The organism is Streptomyces longispororuber (assembly GCF_014656095.1).
GTDB classification, from domain to species: Bacteria; Actinomycetota; Actinomycetes; order Streptomycetales; family Streptomycetaceae; genus Streptomyces; species Streptomyces longispororuber.
This window is the reverse complement of the sequence record NZ_BNBT01000001.1, coordinates 119377-145183: the sequence shown is the minus strand read 5'-3', so window position 1 is coordinate 145183 and position 25807 is coordinate 119377. Positions and strand designations below refer to the sequence as shown.

The 25807-nt window shown below is 72.9% G+C and carries 21 protein-coding genes and 1 riboswitch; of the genes, 11 read left to right on the top strand and 10 right to left on the bottom strand.

Features of this window, described 5'->3' with window-relative positions; genetic code table 11:
* Nucleotides 1–431 precede the first annotated feature (431 nt).
* Nucleotides 432–1271, top strand: a complete 840-nt coding sequence (locus IE330_RS00545; RefSeq protein ID WP_190133770.1) for a VOC family protein — start codon at nt 432–434, stop codon at nt 1269–1271.
* A 36-nt stretch (nt 1272–1307) separates the two neighbouring features.
* Here the strand turns inward: IE330_RS00545 and IE330_RS00540 are convergent, their stop codons facing one another.
* The 4 genes from IE330_RS00540 to IE330_RS00525 form a co-directional block, all read right to left on the bottom strand.
* Entirely contained in the window at nt 1308–1982 is a 675-nt protein-coding gene (locus IE330_RS00540) for a thymidine kinase (RefSeq protein ID WP_190133769.1), read from the bottom strand.
* 70 nt (nt 1983–2052) lie between these two features.
* On the bottom strand, nt 2053–3252 hold the full coding sequence (locus IE330_RS00535) for an alkaline phosphatase family protein (protein WP_190133768.1): 1200 nt from the start codon (nt 3250–3252) through the stop codon (nt 2053–2055).
* Complete coding sequence (locus IE330_RS00530) at nt 3252–3857, bottom strand: DUF5998 family protein (protein WP_190133767.1); 606 nt, start codon at nt 3855–3857, stop codon at nt 3252–3254. The genes IE330_RS00535 and IE330_RS00530 overlap by 1 nt, the downstream gene beginning before the upstream one ends.
* Nucleotides 3858–3920: 63 nt before the next feature.
* Nucleotides 3921–6797 carry a bifunctional acetate--CoA ligase family protein/GNAT family N-acetyltransferase gene (locus tag IE330_RS00525; protein WP_190133766.1) on the bottom strand — a complete coding sequence of 959 codons (2877 nt, stop codon included), beginning with the start codon at nt 6795–6797 and terminating at the stop codon, nt 3921–3923.
* Nucleotides 6798–6976: 179 nt separating this feature from the next.
* On the opposite strand from IE330_RS00525, the gene IE330_RS00520 reads away from it, so the two are divergent.
* Nucleotides 6977–7258, top strand: coding sequence for an HPr family phosphocarrier protein (locus IE330_RS00520; RefSeq protein ID WP_121406547.1), 282 nt, complete (start codon nt 6977–6979; stop codon nt 7256–7258).
* A 325-nt stretch (nt 7259–7583) separates the two neighbouring features.
* On the opposite strand, the gene IE330_RS00515 is transcribed toward IE330_RS00520, so the two are convergent.
* The 4 genes from IE330_RS00515 to IE330_RS00500 form a co-directional block, all read right to left on the bottom strand.
* The gene (locus IE330_RS00515) at nt 7584–8258 is read right to left on the bottom strand and encodes a GntR family transcriptional regulator (RefSeq protein ID WP_190133765.1); all 675 of its coding nucleotides are present in this window, start codon (nt 8256–8258) and stop codon (nt 7584–7586) included.
* Between the two features lie 336 nt (nt 8259–8594).
* Nucleotides 8595–9428 carry a M23 family metallopeptidase gene (locus IE330_RS00510; protein WP_190133764.1) on the bottom strand — a complete coding sequence of 278 codons (834 nt, stop codon included), beginning with the start codon at nt 9426–9428 and terminating at the stop codon, nt 8595–8597.
* 13 nt (nt 9429–9441) lie between these two features.
* Nucleotides 9442–9602: riboswitch (cyclic di-AMP (ydaO/yuaA leader) on the bottom strand.
* Between the two features lie 268 nt (nt 9603–9870).
* A complete protein-coding gene (locus IE330_RS00505) occupies nt 9871–11265 on the bottom strand; it encodes a M16 family metallopeptidase (protein WP_190133763.1) in 1395 nt (464 codons plus the stop codon).
* The gene (locus IE330_RS00500) at nt 11262–12707 is read right to left on the bottom strand and encodes a M16 family metallopeptidase (RefSeq protein ID WP_229925231.1); all 1446 of its coding nucleotides are present in this window, start codon (nt 12705–12707) and stop codon (nt 11262–11264) included. Before IE330_RS00500 ends, IE330_RS00505 begins: the two co-directional genes overlap by 4 nt.
* A gap of 410 nt (nt 12708–13117) precedes the next feature.
* Here IE330_RS00500 and IE330_RS00495 point away from each other — a divergent pair, with 410 nt between their 5' ends.
* Nucleotides 13118–15574, top strand: a complete 2457-nt coding sequence (locus tag IE330_RS00495; protein ID WP_190133762.1) for a DNA gyrase/topoisomerase IV subunit A — start codon at nt 13118–13120, stop codon at nt 15572–15574.
* A gap of 1 nt (nt 15575) precedes the next feature.
* Here IE330_RS00495 and IE330_RS00490 read toward each other — a convergent pair whose 3' ends face one another.
* Nucleotides 15576–16961 carry a CobW family GTP-binding protein gene (locus IE330_RS00490; RefSeq protein WP_190133761.1) on the bottom strand — a complete coding sequence of 462 codons (1386 nt, stop codon included), beginning with the start codon at nt 16959–16961 and terminating at the stop codon, nt 15576–15578.
* Nucleotides 16962–17357: 396 nt separating this feature from the next.
* Between IE330_RS00490 and IE330_RS00485 the strand changes: the two genes are divergently transcribed.
* From IE330_RS00485 to IE330_RS00470, 4 genes are all read left to right on the top strand, one after another.
* A complete protein-coding gene (locus IE330_RS00485; RefSeq protein WP_229925230.1) occupies nt 17358–17819 on the top strand; it encodes a DUF6082 family protein in 462 nt (153 codons plus the stop codon).
* 131 nt (nt 17820–17950) lie between these two features.
* Nucleotides 17951–18187 carry a hypothetical protein gene (locus IE330_RS00480; protein WP_190133759.1) on the top strand — a complete coding sequence of 79 codons (237 nt, stop codon included), beginning with the start codon at nt 17951–17953 and terminating at the stop codon, nt 18185–18187.
* Nucleotides 18188–18337: 150 nt separating this feature from the next.
* Nucleotides 18338–18574: a hypothetical protein gene (locus IE330_RS00475; protein ID WP_190133758.1), complete on the top strand. Its 237-nt coding sequence runs from the start codon at nt 18338–18340 to the stop codon at nt 18572–18574.
* A gap of 131 nt (nt 18575–18705) precedes the next feature.
* Nucleotides 18706–19401, top strand: coding sequence for a DUF6082 family protein (locus IE330_RS00470; protein WP_229925229.1), 696 nt, complete (start codon nt 18706–18708; stop codon nt 19399–19401).
* A 14-nt stretch (nt 19402–19415) separates the two neighbouring features.
* Here IE330_RS00470 and IE330_RS00465 read toward each other — a convergent pair whose 3' ends face one another.
* Complete coding sequence (locus tag IE330_RS00465) at nt 19416–20588, bottom strand: citrate synthase/methylcitrate synthase (protein ID WP_190133757.1); 1173 nt, start codon at nt 20586–20588, stop codon at nt 19416–19418.
* Nucleotides 20589–20708: 120 nt separating this feature from the next.
* Between IE330_RS00465 and IE330_RS00460 the strand changes: the two genes are divergently transcribed.
* The 4 genes from IE330_RS00460 (at nt 20709) to IE330_RS00445 (ending at nt 25788) form a co-directional block, all read left to right on the top strand.
* Nucleotides 20709–21980: a citrate synthase gene (locus tag IE330_RS00460; RefSeq protein WP_190133756.1), complete on the top strand. Its 1272-nt coding sequence runs from the start codon at nt 20709–20711 to the stop codon at nt 21978–21980.
* Between the two features lie 33 nt (nt 21981–22013).
* Nucleotides 22014–22970 carry a ferredoxin family protein gene (locus IE330_RS00455; RefSeq protein ID WP_190133755.1) on the top strand — a complete coding sequence of 319 codons (957 nt, stop codon included), beginning with the start codon at nt 22014–22016 and terminating at the stop codon, nt 22968–22970.
* Between the two features lie 314 nt (nt 22971–23284).
* Nucleotides 23285–25111, top strand: coding sequence for a sensor histidine kinase (locus tag IE330_RS00450; RefSeq protein ID WP_190133754.1), 1827 nt, complete (start codon nt 23285–23287; stop codon nt 25109–25111).
* The gene (locus tag IE330_RS00445; protein ID WP_190133753.1) at nt 25108–25788 is read left to right on the top strand and encodes a response regulator; all 681 of its coding nucleotides are present in this window, start codon (nt 25108–25110) and stop codon (nt 25786–25788) included. The genes IE330_RS00450 and IE330_RS00445 overlap by 4 nt, the downstream gene beginning before the upstream one ends.
* The last annotated feature ends 19 nt before the right edge of the window (nt 25789–25807 follow it).

The window sequence follows — 25807 nt, the reverse complement described above, 5'->3', positions numbered from 1 at the left end:
ACGGGGTGGCCGCCGCGTCCAGGTCCGGCTACCCTGCTCGGCCGTACCACGCCCGAACACTTGGCGTACCGGTCCGGGCACGCCACGTACCCACAACGGACACGGCCCGGCAATCACGCGTTTACGGGTGAGAAACCGCAGATCGGGCATCCTCCGCGAGGAATGCGGAAGAAGCGGCGCGGCCGGGGAGCGCCGGGCGACGGGTGGTGCGAGCATCTGCACGAACGGGCATGCGCGCGGCCGACGTACGCGCGTTCGGAAGACGAAGCGAAGCGGAGCGGCGACGGCTGACGGACGACGGACAGCGGGCGACGGAGCACAGGCGAGGGACGGCGGGCTCGGCGAGCCGGTCTCCGTCGTCCGGTGTCCGTCAGCCGATGTCTGCCGACCGTGAGCTGTCGGCGCCACGAGGGCCCGAGGAGAGAGTGACGATGACCGAGGCACGGTGGCCGGACAGCCGACGCGTACCGACTGCGCGGCCCGCGCCCGGCGCGCCCTGCTGGGTGAGTTTGATGGTGCACGACCTGGCCGCGACCCAGGAGTTCTACGCCGCGCTCTTCGGCTGGACGTACGAGCCGGGGCCGCAGCAGCTCGGGCCCTATGTGCGCGCCCTGCTGAACGGCCGCGAGGTGGCGGGGATCGGCCAGTTGCCGCCCGACAGGCGGCTGCCGATCGCCTGGACGCCGTACCTGGCGTCGGACGACGTGGACGAGACGGCGGAGACGGCACGGCACTGCGGCGGCACGGTGGGCGTCGGCCCGCTGACCGCGGCGGAGGCCGGCCGCCTGGCCGTCGCCTCGGACCCGGCCGGCGCGGTGTTCGGCATCTGGCAGGCGGCGGAGCACCTAGGTACGGGGCTGGCCGGGGTGCACGGCACGCCGGTGTGGAACGAGCTGCTGACGCGAGAGACGGCCGAGGTCGCCAAGTTCTACCGGACGCTGTTCGGCTACACCGAGGAGGCGTCGGGCGGGCCCGGCATGGACCGTCTGACGTTCCTCCTGGAGGGCCGGGCGGTGGCCTCGGTGCGTGGCGTCGGCAGCGCCCTGCCCCGCGACCGGGGCGCGCACTGGATGACGTTCTTCGAGGCCGCGGACGTGGACGCCGCCGTACGGCGGGTGCTGGAGCTCGGCGGCCACGTCGTGCGCCCGGCGCGCACGCGCGCGCACGGCCGGGTCGCCACGGTCGCCGACCCCGAGGGGGCGGTGTTCTCGCTGCTGCGCTCCGAGCCGTCCATCCCGGAGCGCCTGCGGGCGGACGCGGCGACTCCGTAGGGCGGACCGGGCCCGGAGGCGGGTGGCGTCCGGGGCCTAGGAGCGTTCGAGGGTGCCGACGGTGTCGCCGTCCAGGGGCAGGACGTCGGGCGACAGCGCGCTCGCGTGCGCGGCGGCGGCGGTCATGCGGCGCCGGTGGTGGCGGCGGCACAGCACCTCGTAGCCCACCTCGTCGGGCGCCTGGTTGACGTCGCCGACGACGACCTGGGCGCCTTCGACGACCATGTGACCGCCGACGGTGCGGGCGTTGTGGGTGGCGCGGGCGCCGCACCAGCACAGCGCCTCCACCTGGAGGACCTCTATGCGGTCGGCGAGCTCGACGAGCCGCTGGGAGCCCGGGAAGAGCTTGGTGCGGAAGTCGGTGGTGATGCCGAAGGCGAAGACGTCGAGGCCGAGGTCGTCGACCACGCGCGCGAGCTGGTCGATCTGCTCGGGGGCGAGGAACTGCGCCTCGTCGACGATGACGTAGTCGGCGCGGCCGCCCTGGGAGAGGTGGTCGACGAGGTGGGCGTAGAAGTCCAGCTCGTCGGCGACCTCGATGGCCTCGGTGACCAGGCCGAGGCGGGAGGAGAGCTTGCCCGCGCCCGCGCGGTCGTCACGCGCGAAGATCATGCCTTCGAGGCCGCGGGCCGAGCGGTTGTGCTCGATCTGCAGCGCGAGGGTGCTCTTCCCGCAGTCCATCGTTCCGGAGAAGAACACCAGCTCAGGCATGGGCGGTTGCGGGCCTTTCATCGTGTGTGCGGGCGGGCGGCGGCGTGGGCCGCCGGGCGGTCGGGAGGGGCTAGGAGCGTACTTCGAGCAGCGGTACGAGCTGTTCGGCGGGGGTCATGGAGCCGTGGTTGCCGACCATCGCGGACTCGTGGGGCTCGGTCCGGGACGCGATGATCAGGGCGTCGTCGTGGGCGGCGGCGACGACGTCGCCGATGCGACCGTGGACGCGCTCGTCGACGCGCGGGCCGAACCAGCCCGCGGCCACGGCCTCCTCGCGCCCGGCGACCCAGAAGCGGTCGCCGAGGACCTCACGCCAGACCGCGAGGACGTCGGCCTCGGCGCCGGGGACGGCGTAGACGTGGCGGGCGCGGCCCTCGCCGCCGAGGAGGGCGACGCCGGCGCGCAGCTCCCAGTCCTCGTCGAAGTCGAGGCGGGCCCGGTCGTCGAAGGGGATGTCCACCATGCCGTGGTCGGCGGTGACGTACAGGGCGCTGCGCGGCGGGAGCTGCTCGGCGAGGCGCTGGGCGAGCCGGTCGACGTACATGAGCTGGCCGCGCCAGGGGTCGGAGTCGAGGCCGAAGCGGTGGCCCTTGCCGTCGACCTCCGCGTAGTACGTGTAGACGAGGGAGCGGTCCCCGGCGGCCAGTTGCTCGGCGGCGAGGTCCATGCGGTCCTCGCCGGAGAGGCGGCCGCGGAAGGTGCCGCCGCTGAGCGCGACCTTGGTGAGCGGGGTGTGCTCGAAGGTCGGCGAGGAGACCTGCGCGGTGTGGACGCCGGCGGCGTGGGCGCGCTGGAAGACCGTGGGGTGCGGCTGCCAGGCGTGCGGGTCGGTCCAGGGCTTCCAGCGGAGCTGGTTCATCAGCTCACCGGTGTCCGGATTGCGGACGGTGTACCCGGGCAGTCCGTGGTCGCCCGGGGGCAGGCCCGTGCCGACGGAGGCGAGCGAGGTGGCGGTGGTGGCGGGGAAGCCCGCGGTCAGGGGGCGCCCGGTGCCGCCGCGGGAGGAGCCGAGCAGCGAGGTCAGGAAGGGCGCCTCGGCGGGGTGGGCGCGCAACTGCTCCCAGCCGAGCCCGTCGATGAGGAAGACGCAGACGCGGTCGGCGGGGGCGAGCTCGGGGATGACGGGGGCGAAGCCGTCGACCCCCTGGTGCGCGACGAGGGTGGGCAGCAGGTCGGCGAGGGATCCGGCGCCGTACTGCGGCAGGGGCGCGGTGGCCGGGTCCAGGGGCTGTACGTCGTCCCAGCCGTCGACCCAGTCGGCTGTGGCCATCAGCGGCCGGCGCCCGTGCCGCCGGCGACGGCCGCCGTGGCCTCGGACAGCGCCTGCGCGAAGGCGAGGGTCTGGCGCACGGTGTCGGGGCCGTCACCGGCCTCGCTGACCCGCAGGCTCAGGTCGTCGGCGGTGGAGCTGCCGGTGTAGCCGTGGTCGGCCTCGCAGTTGGGGTCGCCGCAGGCGGCGGGTTCGAGGTCGATGCGGGAGACGGCGCCCCAGCCGATGGTGAGGACGACCTCGCGGGGCAGGGAGCCGGGGACGTACTTCTCCGGGTTGGCGACGACGCGGCTGACGACGACCGACGAGATCCGGCCGATCTTCACGGACTCGGTGGAGGTCGTGGCGTACGGGGTCGGCGAGGTGCTGTCGGCCGCCTGCTCGTCGGTGTGGCTGACGATGAAGCGGGTGTCGGTGAGGACGAGCACCGTCACGTGACGGCGTACTTCGTTCGCGTCGAAGGTGGTCTCCTGGTGGACCAGGTACGACCCGATGGCCTCGCCGCCGACCGCGGCCTCCACCGCCTCGGCCACGAGGGCCGGGTAGTAGCCGCTGCGCTCGATCGCCGCGCGCAGCCCCTGGGTCGTGGTACCGGTCTTTGCCATGCCGCCCATCCTACGACCCGGCGCCCGCCCCGAGGTGCGCGGTGGCGGCCGCCGCGGGCGGACTCAGTACGCGGGCAGGGTGCGCGGGCCCAGGTCGTCGCGGGCCGGGGGCGGGGCGAGGCGGACGGTGCCGCTGAGGACGGACAGGCCCTCCTGGGCGACGACCACCGGTTCCAGTGAGACGGTGACCACTTCGGGGTGGTCGTCGACGAGCCGGGAGACCCGCTGGAGCAGCTCTTCGAGGGCGGTGGCGTCGACGGGCGCGGAGCCGCGCCAGCCGAAGAGGAGGGGCGCGGTCCGGATGGACCGGACCAGGGTGCGGGCGTCGCGGTCCGTGACGGGGATCAGCCGGTGCGCGGTGTCGCCGAGCAGCTCGGACGCGGCGCCCGCGAGGCCGAAGGACAGCACGGCTCCGGCGGCGGCGTCGTGTCCGGCGCGCACGACGGTGTCGACGCCGCGCGCGACCATGGCCTGGACGACGGGCCGCAGCTCGGCGGGGCGGCCGAGCGCCTGCGTGAGCTCGCGGTAGGCGCGCCTGAGCTGGTCCTCGTCGGCGAGGTCGAGGCGTACGCCGCCGAGGTCGGGGCGGTGGCGCAGATGGGGCGCGGTGGTCTTGAGGGCCACCGGGTAGCCGAGCCGGCGGGCGGCGTCGGCGGCGGCGTCCGCGTCGGGCGCGGGCAGGGCCGGGCGGACGGTGATGCCGTAGCGGCCGAGCAGGTCCTGGGCGTCGTCGGGGCCGAGGGTGAGGCCGTGCGGGTCGCCGCTCCTGGCGAGGAGGGCCGCGATGAGCGCGGCGGCGCCCTGCTCGTCGATGTCGTCGTACTCGGGCACCTTGCCGGGGTCGGCGATGTCCTGGCGCCACCGGGCGTACGTGACGACCTCGGCGAGGGCGCGGACGGCGCGCTCGGGCGCGGGGTAGGCGGGGATGCGGGCGTGGGGCGGCGGGGCGGCGGCCTCCGGCGGTGTGGCGGGCGGCGGGTCCGCGGGCCGGGCGCCGGGCGCGTGGGGCTTGGTGCTCGCGGCGGCGGAGAGGGCCTCGGCGAGGCCGCCGAGCTCCACGTGGACCACGGCGACGGGCTTGCCGGGGCAGGAGGCCGCGGCGGCCCGCAGCGCGGTGGCCAGGGTCTCGCCCTGGCCCCGGCGGCTGGACTCTCCGAGGGAGGGGATGACGGTGACGACGGCGGCGTCGCAGGTGTCGGCCGCGAGCGCGGCGCCGAGCGCGGCGCGGAAGTCCTCGGGGGTCGCGGCCGTGGTCAGGTCGCGCGGGGGCAGCGGGCGCAGGCCTTCGGCGACGCACGCGTCGTAGGTGAGCAGGCCGAGGGACTCGGAGTTGCCGAGGATGGCGACCCGGGGTCCGGCGGGCAGCGGCTGTCCTGCGAGGAGCAGCCCGGCGTCGACGAGCTCGGTGACGGTGTCGACGCGGATGACCCCGGCCTGGCGGAGCAGGGCCGAGACGGTGGCGTGCGGCAGGCGGGTGGCGGCGCCGGCGTGCCCGGTGGGGGCGATGCCGCTGTGCCGGGCGCCCTGGACGACGACGAGGGGCTTCGCGGCGGCGGTGCGGCGGGCGAGGCGGGTGAACTTGCGGGGGTTGCCGATCGACTCCAGGTACATCAGGGCGACGTCGGTGTCCGGGTCGTCGTACCAGTACTGGAGGACGTCGTTGCCGGAGACGTCGGCGCGGTTGCCCGCGCTCACGAACGTCGAGATGCCGGTGAGGCCCGAGCCGCGCCGGTGCAGCCGGGACAGCAGGGCGATGCCGATGGCGCCGGACTGGGTGAACAGGCCGATGCGCCCCGGGGCGGCGAGTTCCGGGGCCAGGGAGGCGTTCAGGCGGACGTCGGCGGAGGTGTTGATGACGCCGAAGGCGTTGGGGCCGATCAGGCGCATGCCGTAGGAGCGGGCCTGGCGGACGAGCGCGCGCTGCCGGTCGCGGCCCTCGGGACCGCTCTCGGCGTATCCGGCGGAGAGGACGACGAGCCCCTGGACGCCGTGCTCGCCGCACGCGGCGACGGCTTCGGGCACGTGCTCGGCGGGGACGGTGACCACGGCGAGGTCGACGTCCCCGGGGACGTCGCGCACGGAGCGGTGGGCGGGCACGCCTTCGACGCCCTCGGCGAGGGCGGCGTCCGGGAAGGCGCGGTTGACGGCGTACAGACGGCCGGTGAAGCCCGCGCGCAGCAGGTTGCGCAGGACGGTGCGGCCGACGCTGTCCTCGGCGCGGCCGACGCCGATCACGGCGACGGAGCCGGGGGCGAGCAGCCGCTGCACGGAGCGCGCCTCGGCGCGCTGCTCGCGGGCGCGCTGGACGGCGACGGAGCGGTCGGTGGGCTCCAGATCCAGTTCGAGGCGGACCACGCCGTCCTCGAAGCTGCGCTTCTGCTGGTAACCGGCGTCCGTGAAGACCTTCACCATCTTGGTGTTGGCGGGCAGGACCTCGGCGGCGAAGCGCCGGATGCCGCGCTCGCGGGCGACGGCGGCGATGTGTTCGAGCAGCGCGGAGGCCACGCCGCGGCCCTGGTGGGCGTCCTGGACGAGGAAGGCGACCTCGGCCTCGTCCGGGACGGGCACGGGGGCGGAGCTCCCTCCGGCCGGGCGGGAGGAGGCGGGGCGGCCCTGGGCGTCGATGCGGTCGTAGCGGACGGTGGCGATGAACTCGCCGCCGACGGTGGCCGCGAGGCCGACGCGGTCCACGTAGTCGTGGTGCGTGAAGCGGTGCACGTCCTTGGCGGACAGGCGCGGGTAGGGCGCGAAGAAGCGGTAGTACTTCGACTCGTCGGAGACCTGCTCGAAGAAGCTGACCAGGCGGTCCGCGTCGGCGGGCGCGATGGGCCGGATGCGGGCGGTGCCCCCGTCACGCAGCACCACGTCGGCCTCCCAGTGGGAGGGGTACGCGTGCCGGTCCGCCGGGGTCTCCTCGGGGCCGTCCACCGGGGTCTGCATGGGGCAAGGGTACGGGTCGCGGGGGTGCGTGGGCCGGGGCAGTGTAGGAGGGGTCGAACGGCGGCCGGGCGGCGGAACGTAGGTTGTGGGGCGGTGCGTCACCGGCCCAGCGGGAGCACCCGGGACGGCATGAGACACTGGTCTAGACAAGTGGAAGTTTCCTGGAAGGGCAGCAACACATGGCTGAGCGCCGCGTCAACGTCGGCTGGGCCGAGGGCCTCCACGCCCGGCCCGCCTCCATCTTCGTCCGTGCGGCCACGGCCTCGGGCGTGCCCGTCACGATCGCCAAGGCGGACGGCAACCCCGTCAACGCCGCCTCCATGCTGGCGGTGCTCGGCCTGGGCGCGCAGGGCGGCGAGGAGATCGTGCTCGCGTCGGACGCCGAGGGCGCGGACGCCGCGCTGGACCGTCTGGCCAAGCTGGTCGCGGAGGGGCTCGACGAGCTTCCGGAGACCGTCTGACGCCGTCACCGCCTGACGCCGTCACCGGCTGACACATCACCGGCTGACACCGTCGGGCTCGGCATCGAGGAGCCGCGCGGGCCGTCCAGGGCCCGGGCGGCTCTTTCGCTTTTCAAGAAAACTCGGGTCGGGGAACTCTGGGGAGCCTGTGCGGAACTTCTGAGCGGAACTCGTGCCCGGGTCGACAGGAGAAGCGGCAACAGAACCGACTACAGGGTCGACAGTAGAAGCGGCAACGGAATCGGCAACGGAACAACCACCAGAACCGCCGACCGAACCGAATACCGGGCTTCCGGTATACGTCTGTCGGTATACAGGCCCCGTGTTAATTCGGTGCGCCGACCTTGTTCCCGGCCTGTTGCGGGTTCCTCACACGCCCGGCGCGCAGCCGGCACGCGGCCGCCGCCCGCTCGGCGCCCAGCAGGGCGAGCGCGCGGGCCCGGTCGGCGTCCCGGCGGGCCACCGCGTCGGTGAGGGCGGCGTACCCGGCCCACACCTCCGTGGCCGCGGCCCGCGCGTCCGCCACGTACATCCACGCGATCTTGTGGCGTAGCTGCGTGAGCAGGGCGATGAGGCCGGGGCCGGCGGAGGCCTGGGTGAGCGTCTCGCGGAACCAGGTGTCGAGCGCCCGCAGGTCCTCGGCGCCGCCGCGCCGAGCCCGCTCCTGGCCGAGCCGGACGAGCCCGCGCAGCACCTTCAGGTGGGCGTCGGTGCGGCGCTGCGCGGCCCGGGCTGCGGCCAGGGGCTCCAGGAGCGTACGGATCTCCAGGAGGTCGGCGGCGTCCTGCTCGGTGGGCTCGGCGACGCAGGCGCCCGCGTGTCTGCGGGTGACGACGAAGCCCTCGGCCTCCAGCGTGCGCAGGGCCTCGCGCACCGGGACGCGGGAGACGCCGTAGCGGCGGGCGAGGAGTTCTTCGGTGAGCCGCGCGCCCCGTTCGTGTACGCCGGAGACGATGTCGTCCCGGATGGCCGTGCAGACCGAGTGCGCGGGAACACGCATGACGGACCTCCGCTTTCATGCCTTTCATTGCCCGCGAAACGCTTCGCGCGTCGCCGTCCGCGCTTCACTTCGCGGGTCGTGACGACGCGGCGAATGGCGTCGGTGCGGCGACCTGGTGGACGCTGTCGCCTCGGACTCTATTGCAGGCCGCCGGATTTTCCGATGGCGTGGAGGAATCCATGGATATCTTTTGGCCATGAGGACAGGGTCAATTGACGGAACGCGTCGGCGGGCGAAAGGCGCGCACATGCCGAAAGCCCCGGCTCGCGGGAGCCGGGGCTTTTCAGGGTGCGCGGTGCGGTACGCGGCGGCGCGGGCCGTGCGGCGCGAGACGGGTCAGACGGCGACGCCGTGGGAGCGCAGGTAGGCGATCGGGTCGATGTCCGAGCCGTACTCGGCGCCGGTGCGGGCCTCGAAGTGCAGGTGCGGGCCGGAGGAGTTGCCGGTGGACCCGGAGAGGCCGATCTGCTGGCCGGGCGTGACGCTCTGGCCGACGGTCACGTTGATCGACGACAGGTGCCCGTACTGGGTGTACGTGCCGTCATTCATCTTGATCACGACGTTGTTGCCGTAGGCGCCGCCCCAGCCCGCCTCGACGACGGTGCCCGCGCCGACCGCCTGGACCGAGGTGCCGGACGCGGCGTGGAAGTCGATGCCGGTGTGGCTGCCGGAGGACCACATGGCGCCGCCGGCCTTGTAGCTGGTGGAGACGTACGACCCGGCGACCGGGGCGACGTAGCCGTTGAGGCGCTTGCGCTCGGCGTCCCGGGCGGCGCGCTCCCTGGCCCGCTCCTTGGCCTCCTTCGCCGCCTTGGCCTCGGCCTCCTTCTTCGCCTTCTCCTTGGCGGCGGCCTCGGCCTTGCGCTTCTGCTCGGCGGCCTTCTGGCGCGCGGCGTCCTCGGCCTTCTTCTGCGCGGCGGCCTCGACGGCGGCCTGCTTCTGCGCGGCGGCCTGGGCGTCGATCTCGTCGGCCAGGGTGTCGTTGATGGCGATGGCCTGCGTGAGGCCGGTGCTCGCGTGGTCGGCGGAGCTGTCGGCGGCCAGCGCCGGAGCGGCCAGGCCCGATATGACGCCGGTGGTGGTGAGGGCGGCGACGCCCGCGGCGCCGGCGGTGGTACGCGTGATGCGGCTGGGGCGGCGGTGCTTGCCGGTCGGGCGGATGAGCGCCATGAAGCGGCTGGTCCTTTCCTTCCTTCTCGCCTACCGGGTTAGCTGACGGGTTCGGAGCAGGAAGGTCTCCTACGGGCTCCCCGACTGGCGGCGGGGGGTCCGATTCACCCCAGGGACGTGTGGGTCCCCGGCTCCCCTGGCTCGCGCCGTACGGGGACTCGGCGATGACTGTCCGGCGCCGCGGGTGCGGCGTACTGCCTGACGGACAGCCGGATTGACGCTAAACGCCTCTTCTTTCAATCGACAAACGGATCCCGCCTTTTGTAGCGCACGCCACACGGCAGACAGCCAACCTCCATGCCAATTCGGGCATATGGCGACATGCGGGACCCCGGAGGCATCATGGGCCTCCGGGGTCCGTTGCGTCACGCGGCGTTCCTGCCGTTCCGCCCCTGCCGTCGCAGCCCTCGTAGCTTTCGCAGCCGGAGCGGCCGGTGGGCGATCAGCCGGAAACGACGGTCACCTCACCGATGCCGAGGGCCTTCACCGGCTCCTCGATCTGCGCGGCGTCACCCACGAGCACCGTCACCAGGCGGTCGCTCGGGAAGGCGTTCACGACGGCCGCGGTGGCCTCCACGGTGCCCGTCTCGGCCAACTGCCGGTACAGGCTCGCCTGGAAGTCGTCCGGCAGCTCCTGCTCGACCTGGTCGGCGAGCGTCGCGGCCACGGCGGCCGCGGTCTCGTACTTCAGCGGGGCCACGCCCACCAGGTTCTGCACGGCCACGTCGCGCTCGGCGTCCGTGAGGCCCTCGGCCGCCAGGGTGCGCAGCACCTTCCACAGGTCGTCCAGGGCCGGTCCCGTGTTCGGTGTGTCCACGGAGCCGCTGATGGCGAGCATGGCCGTGCCCGAGCCGTCCCGGGACGACCGCAGGACCTGGCTGAAGGCGCGCACGCCGTAGGTGTAGCCCTTCTCCTCGCGCAGCACGCGGTCCAGGCGCGAGGTCAGGGTGCCGCCCAGGCAGTACGTGCCGAGGACCTGCGCGGGCCAGACGCGGTCGTGCCGGTCCGGGCCGACGCGGCCGATCAGGAGCTGCGTCTGGACGGCGCCGGGGCGGTCCACGATGACGACGCGACCGGTGTCGTCGGCGGTGACCGGGGGCACCGGGCGCGGCTCGGCCGTGTCCCCCGTCCAGGCGCCGAGGGTGTCGGCGAGGACGGCGTCCAGGTCCGTGCCGGTGAGGTCGCCGACGACCACGGCGGTGGCCGTGGCGGGGCGCACGTGCTTCTCGTAGAAGGCGCGTACGGCCGCGGAGTCGATGGCGGTGACCGTCTCCTCGGTGCCCTGGCGCGGGCGCGACATGCGCGAGGTGGCCGGGAAGAGCTGCTTGGAGAGCTCCTTGGCGGCGCGGCGCGCGGGGTTGGCGGCCTCGTGCGGGATCTCGTCCAGGCGGTTGCGGACCAGGCGCTCGATCTCGCCGTCCTCGAAGGCGGGCGCCCGCAGCGCGTCGGCGAGCAGGCCCATGGCCTTCGGCAGGCGGGAGACGGGCACTTCGAGGGAGAGCCGGACCCCTGGGTGGTCGGCGTGCGCGTCGAGCGTGGCGCCGCAGCGGTCGAGCTCGGCGGCGAACTCCTCCGCGGAGTGCTTGTCGGTGCCCTCGGAGAAGGCCCGCGCCATGATCGTGGCCACGCCGTCCAGGCCCTGCGGCTCGGCGTCCAGGGGCGCGGCGAGGTGGACCTCGACGGCGACGAGCTGCTGGCCGGGGCGGTGGCAGCGCAGCACCGTCAGGCCGTTGTCCAGCGCGCCGCGCTCGGGGGCCGGGAAGGCCCAGGGCTTGGCGGTGCCCGCCTGGGGCTGCGGGTGGAACTCCATCGTCACGGACGTCGCGGCCTCGGTCACTTCGCCGCCTCCTCTTCCTGCTGGGTCTCGTCGGCGGCGTTGCCGGGGGCCGGGGAGCCCGCGGCGTCCACGGTGCCCTCGGGGTCGGCGGCGTCTGCGGTTCCCTCGGGGTCCGCCGCGTTCCCGGCGCCGTCCGCGGAGGCGACGGGCTCGTACACGAGCACCGCGCGGTTGTCGGGGCGCAGGCGGGCCTTGGCGATCTCCTGGACCTCCTCCGCGGTGACGTCGAGGACGCGCTGGACGGCGGTGAGGGCGAGCTGCGGGTCGCCGAAGAGGACGGCGAACCGGCACAGTTCGTCCGCGCGGCCCGCCACCGTGCCGAGGCGGTCGAGCCACTCGCGCTCCAACTGCGCCTGGGCGCGCTCCATCTCCTCGGGCGTCGGGCCCTCCGCGGCGAAGCGGGCCAGTTCCTCGTCGACGGCGGCCTCGATGACGGGGACCTCGACGTCGCCGGAGGTCTTCACGTCGAGCCAGCCGAGCGAGGGCGCCCCGGCGAGCCGCAGCAGGCCGAACCCGGCCGTCACGGCGGTGCGGTCACGGCGCACCAGGCGGTTGTACAGCCGCGAGGACTCGCCGCTGCCGAGCACCGTCAGGGCCAGGTCGGCGGCGTCGCACGCGCGCGTGCCGTCCTCGGGCAGGCGGTAGGCGGCCATCAGGGCGCGGGCCGGCACGTCCTCCTCGACGACCTCGCGCAGCTCCTCGCCGATGCGCTCGGGCAGCGAGCCGTCACGCGGCGGCTGCTTGCCGTCGTGGGACGGGATGGAGCCGAAGTACTTCTCGACCCAGGCGAGCGTCTGCTCCGGGTCGATGTCGCCGACGATCGACAGGACGGCGTTGTTGGGCGCGTAGTAGGTGCGGAAGAAGGCGCGGGCGTCGTCCAGCGTGGCCGCGTCCAGGTCGGCCATGGAGCCGATCGGCGTGTGGTGGTACGGGTGGCCCTCCGGGTACGACAGCGCGGTGAGCTTCTCGAAGGCCGTGCCGTAGGGGACGTTGTCGTAGCGCTGGCGGCGTTCGTTCTTCACCACGTCGCGCTGGTTCTCCATGGACTCCTCGTCGAGGGCCGACAGGAGGGAGCCCATGCGGTCCGCCTCCAGCCACAGCGCGAGCTCGAGCTGGTGGGCGGGCATGGTCTCGAAGTAGTTGGTGCGCTCGAAGCTCGTCGTGCCGTTCAGCGAGCCGCCGGCTCCCTGCACCAGCTCGAAGTGGCCGTTGCCGTGCACCTGCTTGGAGCCCTGGAACATCAGGTGCTCGAAGAGGTGAGCCAGGCCGGTGCGTCCCTTGACTTCGTGGCGCGAGCCCACGTCGTACCAGAGGCACACCGCCGCGACCGGGGTCAGGTGGTCCTCGGAGAGCACCACGCGCAAGCCGTTGGCCAGCCGGTGCTCGGTCGCTGTCAGGCCGCCGGAGCCTGCCTCGGCTGTGGCCGTGTGACCCATGGGCATGTACGTCCCTTCGATCGCGGAATCCTCGTTGGCTGCTGCCAGTCCTGCCACTGTATGCAAGCCCGCCGACGCCTGGCGAAGTTCCCGTTCCGCCCCTCGCGTAGTCGATGTTCGCCGTGGGCGTGATCAGGGGCGGGCGGGTTCCGCGTGGTGTGGGGCGGGGCCGGGCCGGGGCGGGGGCGGGGCGGCGCTCGGGCCGGGGGCGGGTCGCGGTCGGGCGGAGGGGGGCCCGGGTCGGTGCGGGGTCGGGGCGGGGCGGCGCTCGGGCCGGGGCGTGCGCGGGTCCCTGGCTGGTCACCGCCCGGTCGGGGCCGGGGTCCCGGACGGGTCGTGGTCCGGGTTGTCAGTGGGACGGTCCACAATGGTCGGCGTCAGATCTCACACTTGTTGGTGAAGGAGCCGCAGCAGCGATGGCCCGCCGCAGCACGAAGACCCCACCGCCCGACGACGCGTTCGAGGAGAAGATCCTCGACATCGACGTCGTCGACGAGATGCAGGGCTCCTTCCTCGAGTACGCCTACTCGGTCATCTACTCCCGCGCCCTGCCCGACGCCCGCGACGGCATGAAGCCGGTGCAGCGCCGCATCGTCTACCAGATGAACGAGATGGGCCTGCGCCCCGAGCGCGGGTACGTGAAGTGCGCCCGCGTCGTCGGCGAGGTCATGGGCAAGCTGCACCCGCACGGCGACGCGTCCATCTACGACGCGCTGGTCCGCATGGCGCAGCCCTTCTCCATGCGCCTGCCCATGGTGGACGGCCACGGCAACTTCGGCTCGCTGGGCAACGACGACCCGCCCGCCGCGATGCGGTACACGGAATGCCGCATGGCGGACGCCACGTCGCTGATGACGGAGTCGATCGACGAGGACACGGTCGACTTCACCCCGAACTACGACGGCCAGGAGCGGGAGCCGGTCGCCCTCCCCGCGGCGTACCCGAACCTCCTGGTGAACGGCTCGTCCGGCATCGCCGTCGGCATGGCGACGAACATGCCGCCGCACAACCTCGGCGAGGTCATCGCCGCCGCCCGCCACCTGATCAAGCACCCGGGCGCCGACCTCGAGACGCTGATGAAGTACGTCCCGGGTCCCGACCTGCCCACGGGCGGCCGGATCGTGGGCCTGTCCGGCATCAAGGACGCGTACGAGTCGGGGCGCGGCACCTTCAAGATCCGCGCGACGGTGTCCGTGGAGGCCGTGACCGCGCGCCGCAAGGGCCTGGTCGTCACGGAGCTGCCGTTCAGCGTCGGCCCGGAGAAGGTCATCGCCAAGATCAAGGACCTGGTGGGTGCCAAGAAGCTCCAGGGCATCGCGGACGTCAAGGACCTCACCGACCGCGAGCACGGCCTGCGCCTGGTCATCGAGATCAAGAACGGCTTCGTCCCGGAGGCCGTCCTGGAGCAGCTCTACAAGCTGACGCCGATGGAGGAGTCCTTCGGCATCAACAACGTGGCGCTGGTGGACGGCCAGCCCCTCACGCTCGGCCTCAAGGAGCTCCTGGAGGTCTACCTCGACCACCGCTTCGAGGTGGTGCGCCGCCGCAGCGAGTTCCGCCGCGGCAAGAAGCGCGACCGGCTGCACCTGGTGGAGGGCCTGCTCATCGCCCTCCTGGATATCGACGAGGTCATCCGCCTCATCCGCTCCAGCGAGAACAGCGCCCAGGCCAAGGAGCGCCTGATCGAGCGCTTCACGCTCAGCGAGGTCCAGACGCAGTACATCCTGGACACCCCGCTGCGCCGCCTCACCAAGTACGACCGCATCGAGCTGGAGGCCGAGCGGGACAAGCTGAACGCGGAGATCGACGAGCTGACCCGGATCCTGGAGTCGGACGCGGAGCTGCGCAAGCTGGTCTCCTCGGAGCTGGCCGCCGTGGCCAAGAAGTTCGGCACGGACCGGCGCACGGTGCTCCTGGAGTCCGCGGGTGCCCCCGCCGCCGCGGTGTCGCTCCAGGTCGCGGACGACCCGTGCCGGGTGCTGCTGTCCTCGACGGGGCTCCTCGCCCGGACGGTCAACGGCGAGCCCCTCCCGGAGGGCGACGGCAAGCGCGTCAAGCACGATGTGATCGTCTCGGCGGTGCCGGCGACCGCGCGCGGCGAGGTGGGCGCGGTGACCTCGGCGGGGCGCCTGCTCCGGCTCTCCGTGGTCGACCTGCCGCAGCTCCCGGACACGGCGTCCGCGCCGAACCTCTCCGGCGGCGCCCCCGTCGCGGAGCTGCTCTCCCTGGAGGCGGACGAGAAGCTGATCTGCCTGATGACGCTCGACGAGTCCTCGCCCGGCCTGGCGCTGGGCACCGAGCAGGGCGTCGTGAAGCGCGTGGTGCCCGACTATCCGGCCAACAAGGAGGAGCTGGAGGTCATCACCCTCAAGGACGGCGACCGCATCGTCGGCGCGATGGAGCTGCGCACGGGCGAGGAGGACCTCGTCTTCATCACCGACGACGCGCAGTTGCTGCGCTACCCCGCCGGGCAGGTGCGGCCCCAGGGCCGTCCGGCCGGCGGCATGACGGGCATCAAGCTGACCCAGGGCGCGAAGGTCATCTCCTTCACTGCGGTCGACCCGGCGGTCGACGCCGTGGTGTTCACGGTCGCGGGCTCGCGCGGCACCCTCGACGACTCGGTGCAGACGACGGCGAAGCTCACGCCGTTCGACCAGTACCCGCGCAAGGGGCGGGCGACGGGCGGCGTGCGCTGCCAGCGCCTGCTGAAGGGCGAGGACTGCCTGAGCTTCGCCTGGGCGGGCCCGACGCCGCCGCGCGCGGCACAGCGCACGGGCCTGCCGGCGCAGTTGCCAGAGCCCGACCCGCGCCGGGACGGCTCCGGGGTCTCGCTGGCGAAGCCGGTGGCGGCGATCGCGGGCCCGGCGGCCTAGCTCAGCCGCCGAGTCCGGTACCGGGCTCCGGGTCCTCGTCCGGCCCGGGCCCGGTGCTGGGGCCGAAGTCGAGGTCGGGGTCGGGGTCGGGCTCGGGCTCGTCGTAGGCCCCGCGGCCCGGGTCGAGCGCGTGGGCGGAGGCCCGTCCGCCGTCCGGCCCGAGGCCCGAGCCCGCGCCGGCCGCGGTCTCGGCCGCGTCCCCGGTCTCGGCCTCGTCCTCGGCCGGACCGTCGGCCCCGGCTCCCGGCGCCTCCTCCCCCGCCGGCTCCTGTACGAAGCGCAGGACGCCCCACATGCCGAACTCGTCGGTGGCCGGGGCGTCCTCCTCGTTCTCCCGGCACAACGTCAACTGCGCGTGCAGCGCCGGTACGTCGATGCCGGAGCCGATCAGGACGAGCTGTGTCAGCCGCTTCTCGCCGGGCGCCCACGGCTCGGGATAGAAGCGCAGGAACCGCCCCACGGAGTGCACGCCGTAGCGGTTGCGGGCATCGGCGGCGCCGAAGTCGACGTACCCCTTGATGCGGTAGAGCCCTTCGGGCCTGCTGTCGAGGAAGGCCATGAGGCGGCGCGGGTTCAGCGGCGCCTCCGAGGTGAAGGCGACGCTCTCGTAGCCCGCGTGCAGGTGGGCGTGGTCGGGGTCGCCGCAGGAGCAGGCGCCGTCGGCCCCGTCGGCGGCCGGGCCCTCCTGGCGGCCGCCCTCCGCGGCCGGTGTCTCGCCGTGGTCGTGCAGGTCCTCGCCATGGTCGTGCAGGTCGTCGAAGGAGAGCTGCCCGACGCGCTCCCCCACGGGCTTGCGGTCGAGGACGAGCTCCACGTCCACGCGTCCGTACGAGGCGGCGACGACGGCGGCCCGATCGGTGTGGCGGCGGACCTCGGCCAGGACGCGGTCGCGCTGCGGCCCCGGCACCCGGTCCACCTTGTTGACGACGACGAGGTCCGCGATCCTCAGGTGCCGGTCCACCTCGGGGTGGCGCTGCCTGGTGGCGTCGAACTCGGCCGCGTCCACGACCTGCACCAGGCCCCCGTACACGATGCCCGGGTTCTCACTGGCCAGCACCATCCGGACGAGTTCCTGCGGCTCCGCGAGCCCGCTCGCCTCGATGACGATGACGTCGATGCGTGCGGACGGCCGCGCGAGCCGCTCCAGGTAGACGTCGAGTTCGCCGGCGTCCACCGCACAGCACAGGCATCCGTTGCCGAGGGACACGGTGGAGTCGCCGAGCTGCCCGGCGACGGCCATGGCGTCGATCTCGATGGAGCCGAAGTCGTTGACGATGGCGCCGATCCGGCTGCCTCCGCTGCGGTGCAACAGATGATTCAACAGGGTCGTCTTGCCGGATCCCAGAAATCCCGTGAGGACGATGACCGGGATCTGCTGCTGACTCACGTGTGGCCCCTCGCATCAACACACATCAAGGCGTATCAAGTCGCTCGGAACGCCTACCACGCGTGAGCGACAAGCATGTACGGCATCCGAACATCGCTCAAGGATATGTGCGCGTAGACGTTCCGGTTGGCGAACGGTTCCGCGCGGCACCGGCGGGGCACATCCTGGACACGGCGCAGGGATGTGTGAGTACGGCTGCCCGCCGTGCTTCCGTGCGCCTCCTCTCCGCCTCCCGGCCGATCAGAGCCGCTCGGCACTCTGGGAGACGGCAAGCGTCGCCCATCGCTCGCCGGTCCGCACCCCGCCGCCCCGCGCCCGAAGACCGGCGGACGGTCGCCTGATTCGGGGATTGACATGACCACACAGAACTACGGGATACGAGGTGCGGGCCCGGCCATGGCCGCCGGACTCGCCTTGACGATCGCGACCTTCGTCGCACGTGCGGCGCACCAGCGCAGGCAGACCGCGCTCACAGAACAGCACCGGCTCCACTTCGACCTGCTGTGCAAGGCCATGGACGACCCCGCCTTGACCGTCGTACTGGACACCTACGACGAGGACGTGCCCCTGGAGAAGCAGCGGCAGTTCCTCTTCGCCAACGCGCTGTACATCAATGCTGTCCACGCGCTGCGCACCGGTGCCATGACCATTGAGGAGCTCTACGGGCACCTCCGCATCATGTGCCAGAACGAGGTGTTCCGGGAGTACTGGGAAGCAACGCGACACCACCGCGCAAGCCTGCACGACTCGTCCAAGGAAGCGCAGGTGGGCCGGATGACGGATCGTCTGGCCCGCGATCTGGCGGAGGCCGACACGGAAGAGTGGTGGGTCGTGGGCAACCCGTCCTCCCCCCAGTAGGGCCAACGGTCATCGGGGGGCACGTCTGGTGGGCATGTCGGCACAGGTTGGAGCCGGAGCGACAGCGGTGAGCGACTAACCTGTCCTCCGCCCTGATCATCCAGAACCACCCAGCAAGGACCGGTACCCCTTTGAGGATCGCGCGCCGCATCGGCGCTTCTCCCCGCGAGCGGGGCAGCGCAACGGGCCAGAGTTGCCCGGACATCTTCGAACTGCACGACGGCGACTTCGCCGTCATCGGGACGGACAGGACCCAAGAGCTCGAGAGCGTGCTGCCGGCCGATGCCGCACGCGCCGACTACGAGCGCATCGTTGTCATCAGCCGCAGTACCCTCACCCGCGCCAAGGCCGACATCCCCGACGCCTGAGCCCTCCGAGACCGTGTCACTCCGAACCCAAGTGTGTCGACACGAACCTCGCGTCACAGTAGGTGACCCCTCGCAAGGTGACACTCGCATTCCCCGTCACACAAGGATCACTGAATGTCCGCTGCTCACGGGCGCAGAAGCGTCCGCAATGTGTCCATACGACGCCGCATAGGCTTGCCCCCGCGTGACCGGGGGTGCCTGGCTGGCGACACCTGCCCCGACATCTTCGAACTCATCGACGGAAACTTCGCCGTCATCGGGACGGACGCGACGGAAGACCTCGAGAGCGCACTGCCGAACGGTGCCGCACGCGCCGACTACGAGCGCATCGTGGTCATCAGCCGCAGCACCCTCACCCACGCCAAGGCCGACATCCCCGACGCCTGACGGTGGGCGCCCGCCGCGGCACCCGATGGAGTTCGGCGGTGCCTCTCGGGTCGACCCCCGCCCCTCGAAGGGCGGGGGTCGTTTCCCGTCCGGCACCCCGGGAAGGATTCGGCGGACTCGGGAGGGCCTTGATGACACGTCAGCACAGGTGGCGCCCGGCGAGCTGGATCACGTGGGCGGCTGCCGCCGCGGCGGGTATCACGCTGGTCGGTGGAGCATCCATCGTTATCAGCGGCTGGCTGATAAGCGGCGTGGAGGCTGTCAACGGCGATCACGACGTCGCAGAGAAGCGCAGTTCACTCGGCGACTACTTCGGGGGCGTGAGCGCGGTGTTCTCGGGCATCGCCCTTCTTCTGCTCGTCGCCACCCTCCTTTTCCAGCAGCGGGAGCTGCAACTACAGCGCCGCGAACTCGCCCTGCAGCGAGCGGAGTTAGGAGCGACCCACGACGAACTGCGCCGCAGCGCCGAGGCCGACATGCGTGCGCTGCACGTCCAACTGACGCAAATGGCCATGGAAGACCCTTCCCTGGCGCACGTATGGAACGACTACCCCGACACCCCCTCCCCCGTACTCCGGCAGAACCTCTTCGCCAACCTGACCTTCAGCCACTACGTGCTCGCTTTTAGCTGGGGAAGCTACACCGAAGCGGAATTACTGATCCACGCGAAGAACCTCCTCGGCAGTACCGCATTTCGGCGTTATTGGGATGCCGCGCGGGCACGCAAGGCGGAACTGTCCCCGGACAGTCCCGAAGGGCGTGTGTTCCAGCTCTTCGAACAGGCACTGGCCGAGCGTCGAGGTGGCGCGACACCACCCCGAGCGTAGGCGCACCTCTCGGCTCAGGAGGCCGGCACCGGCTCAGGCGCCGCCGCCCCCACGTACCGGGCCGCCGGGCGGATGATCTTCGAGTCCTCGGCCTGCTCCAGGATGTTGGCGCTCCAGCCGACCACCCGCGCCGAGGCGAACGTCGGCGTGAACATCTCCCGCGGCAGCCCGCACAGCTCCATGACCACGCCCGCGTAGAACTCGACGTTGGTGTGCAGCTCGCGCCCCGGCTTCAGCTCCGCCAGGATCGCCTCTACCTGGCGCTCCACCTCCACCGCGAACTCCACCAGCTCCCCGCCGAACCGCTGCGCGATACCCCGCAGCATCCGGGAGCGCGGATCCTCCGTGCGGTAGACGGGGTGCCCGAAGCCCATGATCCGCTCGCCCGCGAGAACCCGCTCCCGGATCCACTCGTCGATGCGGTCGGGGGTGCCGATCGCGTCGAGGGTGTCCAGGGCCCGGCTGGGCGCACCCCCGTGCAGGGGGCCGGAGAGCGCGCCGACGGCGCCGCCGAGGCAGGCCGCGACGTCCGCGCCCGTCGACGCAATGACACGGGCCGTGAAGGTTGACGCGTTGAAACCGTGGTCAATGGTCGAGATCAAGTACTGCTCAATGGCCCGGGCCCGGTCTTCATCCGGCTCGGCACCGGTCAACATGTAGAGATAGTTCGCGGCGTACGACAGGTCGTCGCGCGGCTCCACCGGATCCAGCCCCTGGCCGAGCCGGTACAGCGCGGTCAACAGGGTCGGCACGACGGCGGACGCGGCGAGCGCGTCGGCACGGCGCCGGTCGCCGTCGATGTCGTACACCGGCCGGAACCCCTTCGAGGCGCCGAACAGCGAGAGCGCGGTACGCAGTCCGGCGAGCGGCCCGGAGAGCGTGCCGGCCCGGGCGATGGCGGGCAGGGCCGCGCGCACGTCCTCGGGCAGGTGGCGCAGCGCCGCGGTCTGCTTCGCGAAGGCGGCCCGCCGGGCGGGGTCGGGAAGCTCGCCGTGGAACATCAGGTACCAGACGTCCTCGAAGCCGCGGGTCCGGGCGAGCTCCACGGCGGAGTACTGGCGGTAGTGGTAGAAGCCCTCGCGCCCCCGCACGTCCCCGAGACGGGTCTCGGTGACGACGACACCCGCGAGGCCGCGGGGGACCTCGACGGGGGTTGCGGGGGCGGTGGCGGAGCCATTGATCGGCATGGGGTTCCTCGTCTTCCTCCCAGAACTTGACTTGACTGTCCATGCTTGACTTAACCACTGTCAATATTGATTTAATCAATGTGCACATACAGGTGTCGTGACGCGGATACGGTGACGCCCATGACGGATCATGAAGCGGGTGCGACGGCCGCCCGCGAGAGTCGACGGATCAGCACCAAGGAGGCGGCGGAGCTGCTCGGCGTGAAAGCCGAGACCGTGTACGCCTACGTCAGCCGCGGCCAGCTCACCAGCAGGCGCGGCCCCGGCGGGCGCGGCAGCACCTTCGACCCGAAGGAGGTCCAGGCCCTCGCGCGCAGAAACCGACGGGAGCCCGCCGCCACCTCCGCGGCCCACGAGCTCTCCGTACGCACCCGCATCACGCTGATCGAGAAGGACCGCTACTACTTCCGCGGTGTGGACGCCGTCGACCTGGCCCTGCGCCACTCCTACGAAGAGGTGGCCGAGTGGCTGTGGACCGGCGTGCTGCGCCCCGGCATCCACTTCACGGCACCTCCGGAGCCCGCCGGTTCCGCGCGGCTCGCCGTGCGTGCCCTGCCCGCGCACTGCACCCCCACGGACCGGCTGCGCGTGGCCACCATCGCCGCGGCCGCCGCCGACCCGCTCCGCTTCGACCTCTCCGAGGAGGCCGTCGTCGGAACGGCCCGCACGATGATCCCGACCCTGGTGGCGGCGCTCCCGCCCCTGCGGTCCGGGCACCGTGACGGCGGACCGCTCGCCGGCCGTCTGTGGGCGCGGCTCTCCGGCCACGACCCCGACGAGGCCTCGCTGCGCGCCCTGGACGCCGCACTCGCCCTGCTCGTCGACCACGACCTCGCGGCGTCCACCCTGGCGGTGCGGGTCGCGGCGTCCGCGCGCGCCCACCCGTACGCGGCGGTGTCGGCCGGCCTCGGCGTCCTGGAGGGCCCCCTGCACGGCGCGGCCAGCGGCCTCGCCCACCGCATGCTCATGGAGGTCCTCGACCGGGGCACCGCGACGCCGGTCGTCGCGGCCGAGCTGCGCGCGGGACGCCGCGTCCCCGGCCTCGGCCACCGCCTGTACGCGGGCGAGGACCCACGCGCGGAGGCACTGTTCGGTCTGCTCGAAGTGGTGCCCAAGGCCGGCCCGGCCCTCGCGGCGGCACGCGACGTGGTGGCGACCACCGCACGCCACACCGGCCTGCACGCCAACGTGGACCTGGCGCTCGCCGTCCTCACCGCATCGTGCGGCATGCAGGCCGAGGCAGGCGAGACGATCTTCGCCGTGGCGCGCACGGCGGGCTGGATCGCGCACGCCCTGGAGGAGTACGCGGAGCGGCCGATGCGTATGCGTCCCGTCGGCCAGTACACCGGGCTGCGCCCACCGCAACCGCTGCCTCCGGAGCCCGAAATCTGATGAAGGCCAGGGCCACAGGTTAGGCTCCCCTCCGTGAGTACGTGCGCGACCGTTTCGCGGGACCTCAACGAGCCCCTCGCGGGCACCGCGGCCACCGCCAGGACGTGGCTGCTCGTCGAACAGCCCGGCCCCTGGGGCGCCAAGGCGCTCACGTCCAGCCACCTGGACCCGGAGGTCGGCCGCGCGCTGGAGAGCGCCGCCGAGTCGACCGGCGTGCGGGTGGCGCTCATCCGGCGCCCCGGGCGGCACGCCGACTGCCACACCCCCGCCCGGCACCAGGTGTACGTGGCCCACACCCCGCCGGGCGCGGGCTGGCTGCGCTCGCACACGGTCGACGACCCGCGGCAGTTGCTCGACCTGGACTTCGTCGCGCTCGGCGCGGGCGACCACGGCGGCTTCGGCAGCCCGTACGCCGGGGTCCCGCTCGCGCTCGTCTGCACGAACGGCAAGCGCGACCGCTGCTGCGCCCTGCTCGGCCGCCCGCTCGCCGGTGACCTCACCGCTTCCGGAGAGGAAGGCGTCTGGGAGATCACTCATCTAGGTGGTCATCGCTTCTCCCCCACGATGCTCGTGCTGCCGTACGGATACGCGTACGGCCGGATGGCCGCGCACGCGGTGAAGGACATACTGCGCGCCGCGCGGGACGGCCACGTCGTCACTGAGGGCTGCCGGGGCAACAGCGCCTGGACGCGCCCCGGGCAGGCCGCCGAGCTCGCCGTGCGCACGGCCGTACGCGAACACCGGGCGGACGTGTTGCACGTCGTACGGACGACGGGTGACGCCCCGCAGTGGGAGGTGACGGTCGTCCACACCGACGGGCGGCGCTGGCACGTCACCGTCGCCCAGGGCACCTCGCTCCCGCCCCGCCCGGAGAGCTGCGGCGCGGATCTCGGGTCGCCCGCGCGAATGGACGTGACGGCGATCCGCGAGATCACCAAGGCCCCGTCCGCCACAGACGGGGGCGCGTCCACGCGCGGGTTGTCCCCCTAGGGGTCGCGCACCCGCCTGCATCTGGGGTGCACCCGCCTAGGCTTGGAGTGCCCGCTCAGGCCTGGCGCATCCGCCCCGCCTAGAGCCCGGCGCGTCCGCCTATCGCCCGGCGCACGGGAGCGTACAACGGCGCAGTCTCTATGTGGGCACCCCTGTCCCCGGGGGCGGCGCACCCGCCAGTGGCCTGGATGTCGTGGCGCCGGAGCGTCCGAGCCTCTGCCACCCAAGAGGGATCCCGCCCCACCCCGGGGGCGTGCGAGATCCGCGCCACACTCCCGTAGGCGAGGAGCACCCACCGCCGTACCGTTCGTCCCATGAGCCCGACCTCCCCTGCCCGACGACTGCGCCTGGGCCTGCCACGGCGTGTGTTCTCGCAGGTCCTGCTGATGCAGTTGGCGATCGCCGCCGGGGTCGCGGTGCTCGCGACGGGGCTGTTCCTCGCGCCGCTCGGCAAGCAGCTCGACGACCAGGCGATGCGCCGCGCGCTCGCCATCGCGCAGACGACGGCGGCCCAGCCGCGGATCGCCCAGGACCTCACCTCGACGCGACCGGCGGCCGACGGTCCCGTGCAGGCGGCGGCGGAGCGGATCCGCGAGGCCAGCGGGGCCGAGTACGTCGTGATCATGAACAAGCTCGGGGTGCGCTGGTCGCACCCCGAACCCGGTGAGATCGGCAAGGTCGTCTCGACCGACCCCAGCGACGCGCTGGACGGCCGGGACGTCATGCAGATCGACAGCGGCACCCTGGGCCGCTCCGCGCGCGGGAAGGTGCCGTTGCGGGTCCCGAGCGGCGACATCGTCGGCGCGGTCTCCGTGGGCATCGCGTACGACAGCGTCCGCGACCGGCTGATCCACACGATCCCCGGTCTCTTCGCGTACGCGGGCGGGGCGCTCGCCGTCGGCGCCCTCGCCGCCTATCTGATCTCCCGGCGGGTCCAGCGCCAGACCCGGGACCTCGCCTTCTCCGACATCGCGGCGCTGCTCGCCGAGCGGGAGGCGATGCTGCACGGCATCCGGGAGGGCGTCGTCGCCCTGGACCGCGACGGACGCGTACGGCTGCTCAACGACGAGGCGCAGCGCCTCCTGGGGCTCGGCACGGAGGCGATCGGCCGTCCTCTGGACGTGGCCCTCGGTCCGGGGCGCACGACGGACGTGCTCGCGGGCCGGGTCACGGGCACCGACCTGCTGACGGTACGGGGCCGGCGCGTCCTGGTCGCCAACCGCATGCCCACGGACGACGGAGGCGCCGTCGCGACCCTGCGCGACCGCACCGAGCTGGAGCAGCTCGGTCGCGAACTCGACTCCACCCGCGGCCTCATCGACGCCCTGCGCGCCCAGGACCACGAGCACGCCAACCGTATGCACACGCTGCTCGGCCTGCTGGAACTGGAGCTCTACGAGGAGGCCGCGGAGTTCGTCGGCGAGGTGGCGGGCGCGCACCGGGTGACGGCCGAGCAGATCACCGAGAAGATCCACGATCCGCTCCTGTCGGCCCTGCTCGTCGGCAAGGCGACCGTGGCCACGGAGCGCGGCGTGGCACTCGTCGTCTCCGAGGACACCGCCGTGCCGGACCGTCTCGTCGACCCGGGGGGCCTCGTGACGATCGTCGGCAACCTCGTGGACAACGCGCTGGACGCGGCGGCAGGCACACCGCACGCGCGCGTGGAGGTCGTTCTGCGGACCGAGGGTCTCCAGGGACGCACAGTTGTCCTTCGGGTACGCGATTCCGGTCCCGGTGTCCCGCCCGCGCAGCGCGAGGCGGTCTTCACGGAGGGCTGGACCACCAAGGAGGCCCCCGCACACGGCAGACGGGGCATCGGTCTCGCGCTCGTGCGCCGGCTCGCCGAGCGCCAGGGCGGCAGCGCCCGGGTCGGCACGGGCCCGGACGGAGGCGCCGAGTTCACCGTCGTCCTGCCCGAAGGGCTCACGGAGCCGCGACCGGCCACCGCGGGGCTGCCCACGGCCACAGCAGGGCTGCCCAGGGCCACCGCGGAACCCCAGCCCGCCTCCGCCGCGACGGGTCCGCGTTCTGGCCCGTCTGGTCCACTGCCGACGCCCGCGGGGAAGCAACCGTCGCCCGCCGCGGGCACACAGCCGGACCCGGCGGAACCACAGCCGTTCGTTCCCGAGGAGGCGCGATGATCGAGGTGCTGGTCGTGGACGACGACGTCCGGGTCGCGGACGTCAACGCCGCCTACGTCGAGAAGGTCCCGGGCTTCCGGGTCGCCGGACGCGCCCACAGCGCCGCCGAGGCACTGCGGCTGGTCGAGGAGGTGCCCGTCGACCTCGTACTCCTCGACCACTACCTGCCGGACCTGACGGGTCTCGCCGTGGTGCGTACGCTGCGCGAACGCGGTCACCAGACCGACGTCATCATGGTGACGGCGGCGCGGGACGTCACCACCGTCCAGGCCGCGATGCGCCACGGCGCGCTGCAGTATCTGGTCAAGCCGTTCTCGTACGCGGGGCTCCGCGTGAAGCTCGAGGCCTACGCGACGCTGCGCCGCACCCTGGACGGCGGGGGCGAGGCGGAGCAGGCGGAGGTCGACCGGATCTTCGGCGCGCTCTCCGCGACGACCGCGGCGTCCGTACTGCCCAAGGGACACTCCCCCACCACGGCGGAACTGGTCCGCAGGGCCCTGCTGGCCGCCGAGGGCCCCCTGTCCGCCCAGGAGCTGGGAGAACGCACCCGGCTCAGCCGTCAGACCGCACAGCGCTACCTGAAGCTCCTGGAGCGCACGGGCCGGGTGCGGCTGAGCCTGAAGTACGGTGACACGGGCCGTCCGGAGCACCGCTACGAGTGGTCGAGCGGCCGCTAGTCCCGCGATAGCGGCGCCG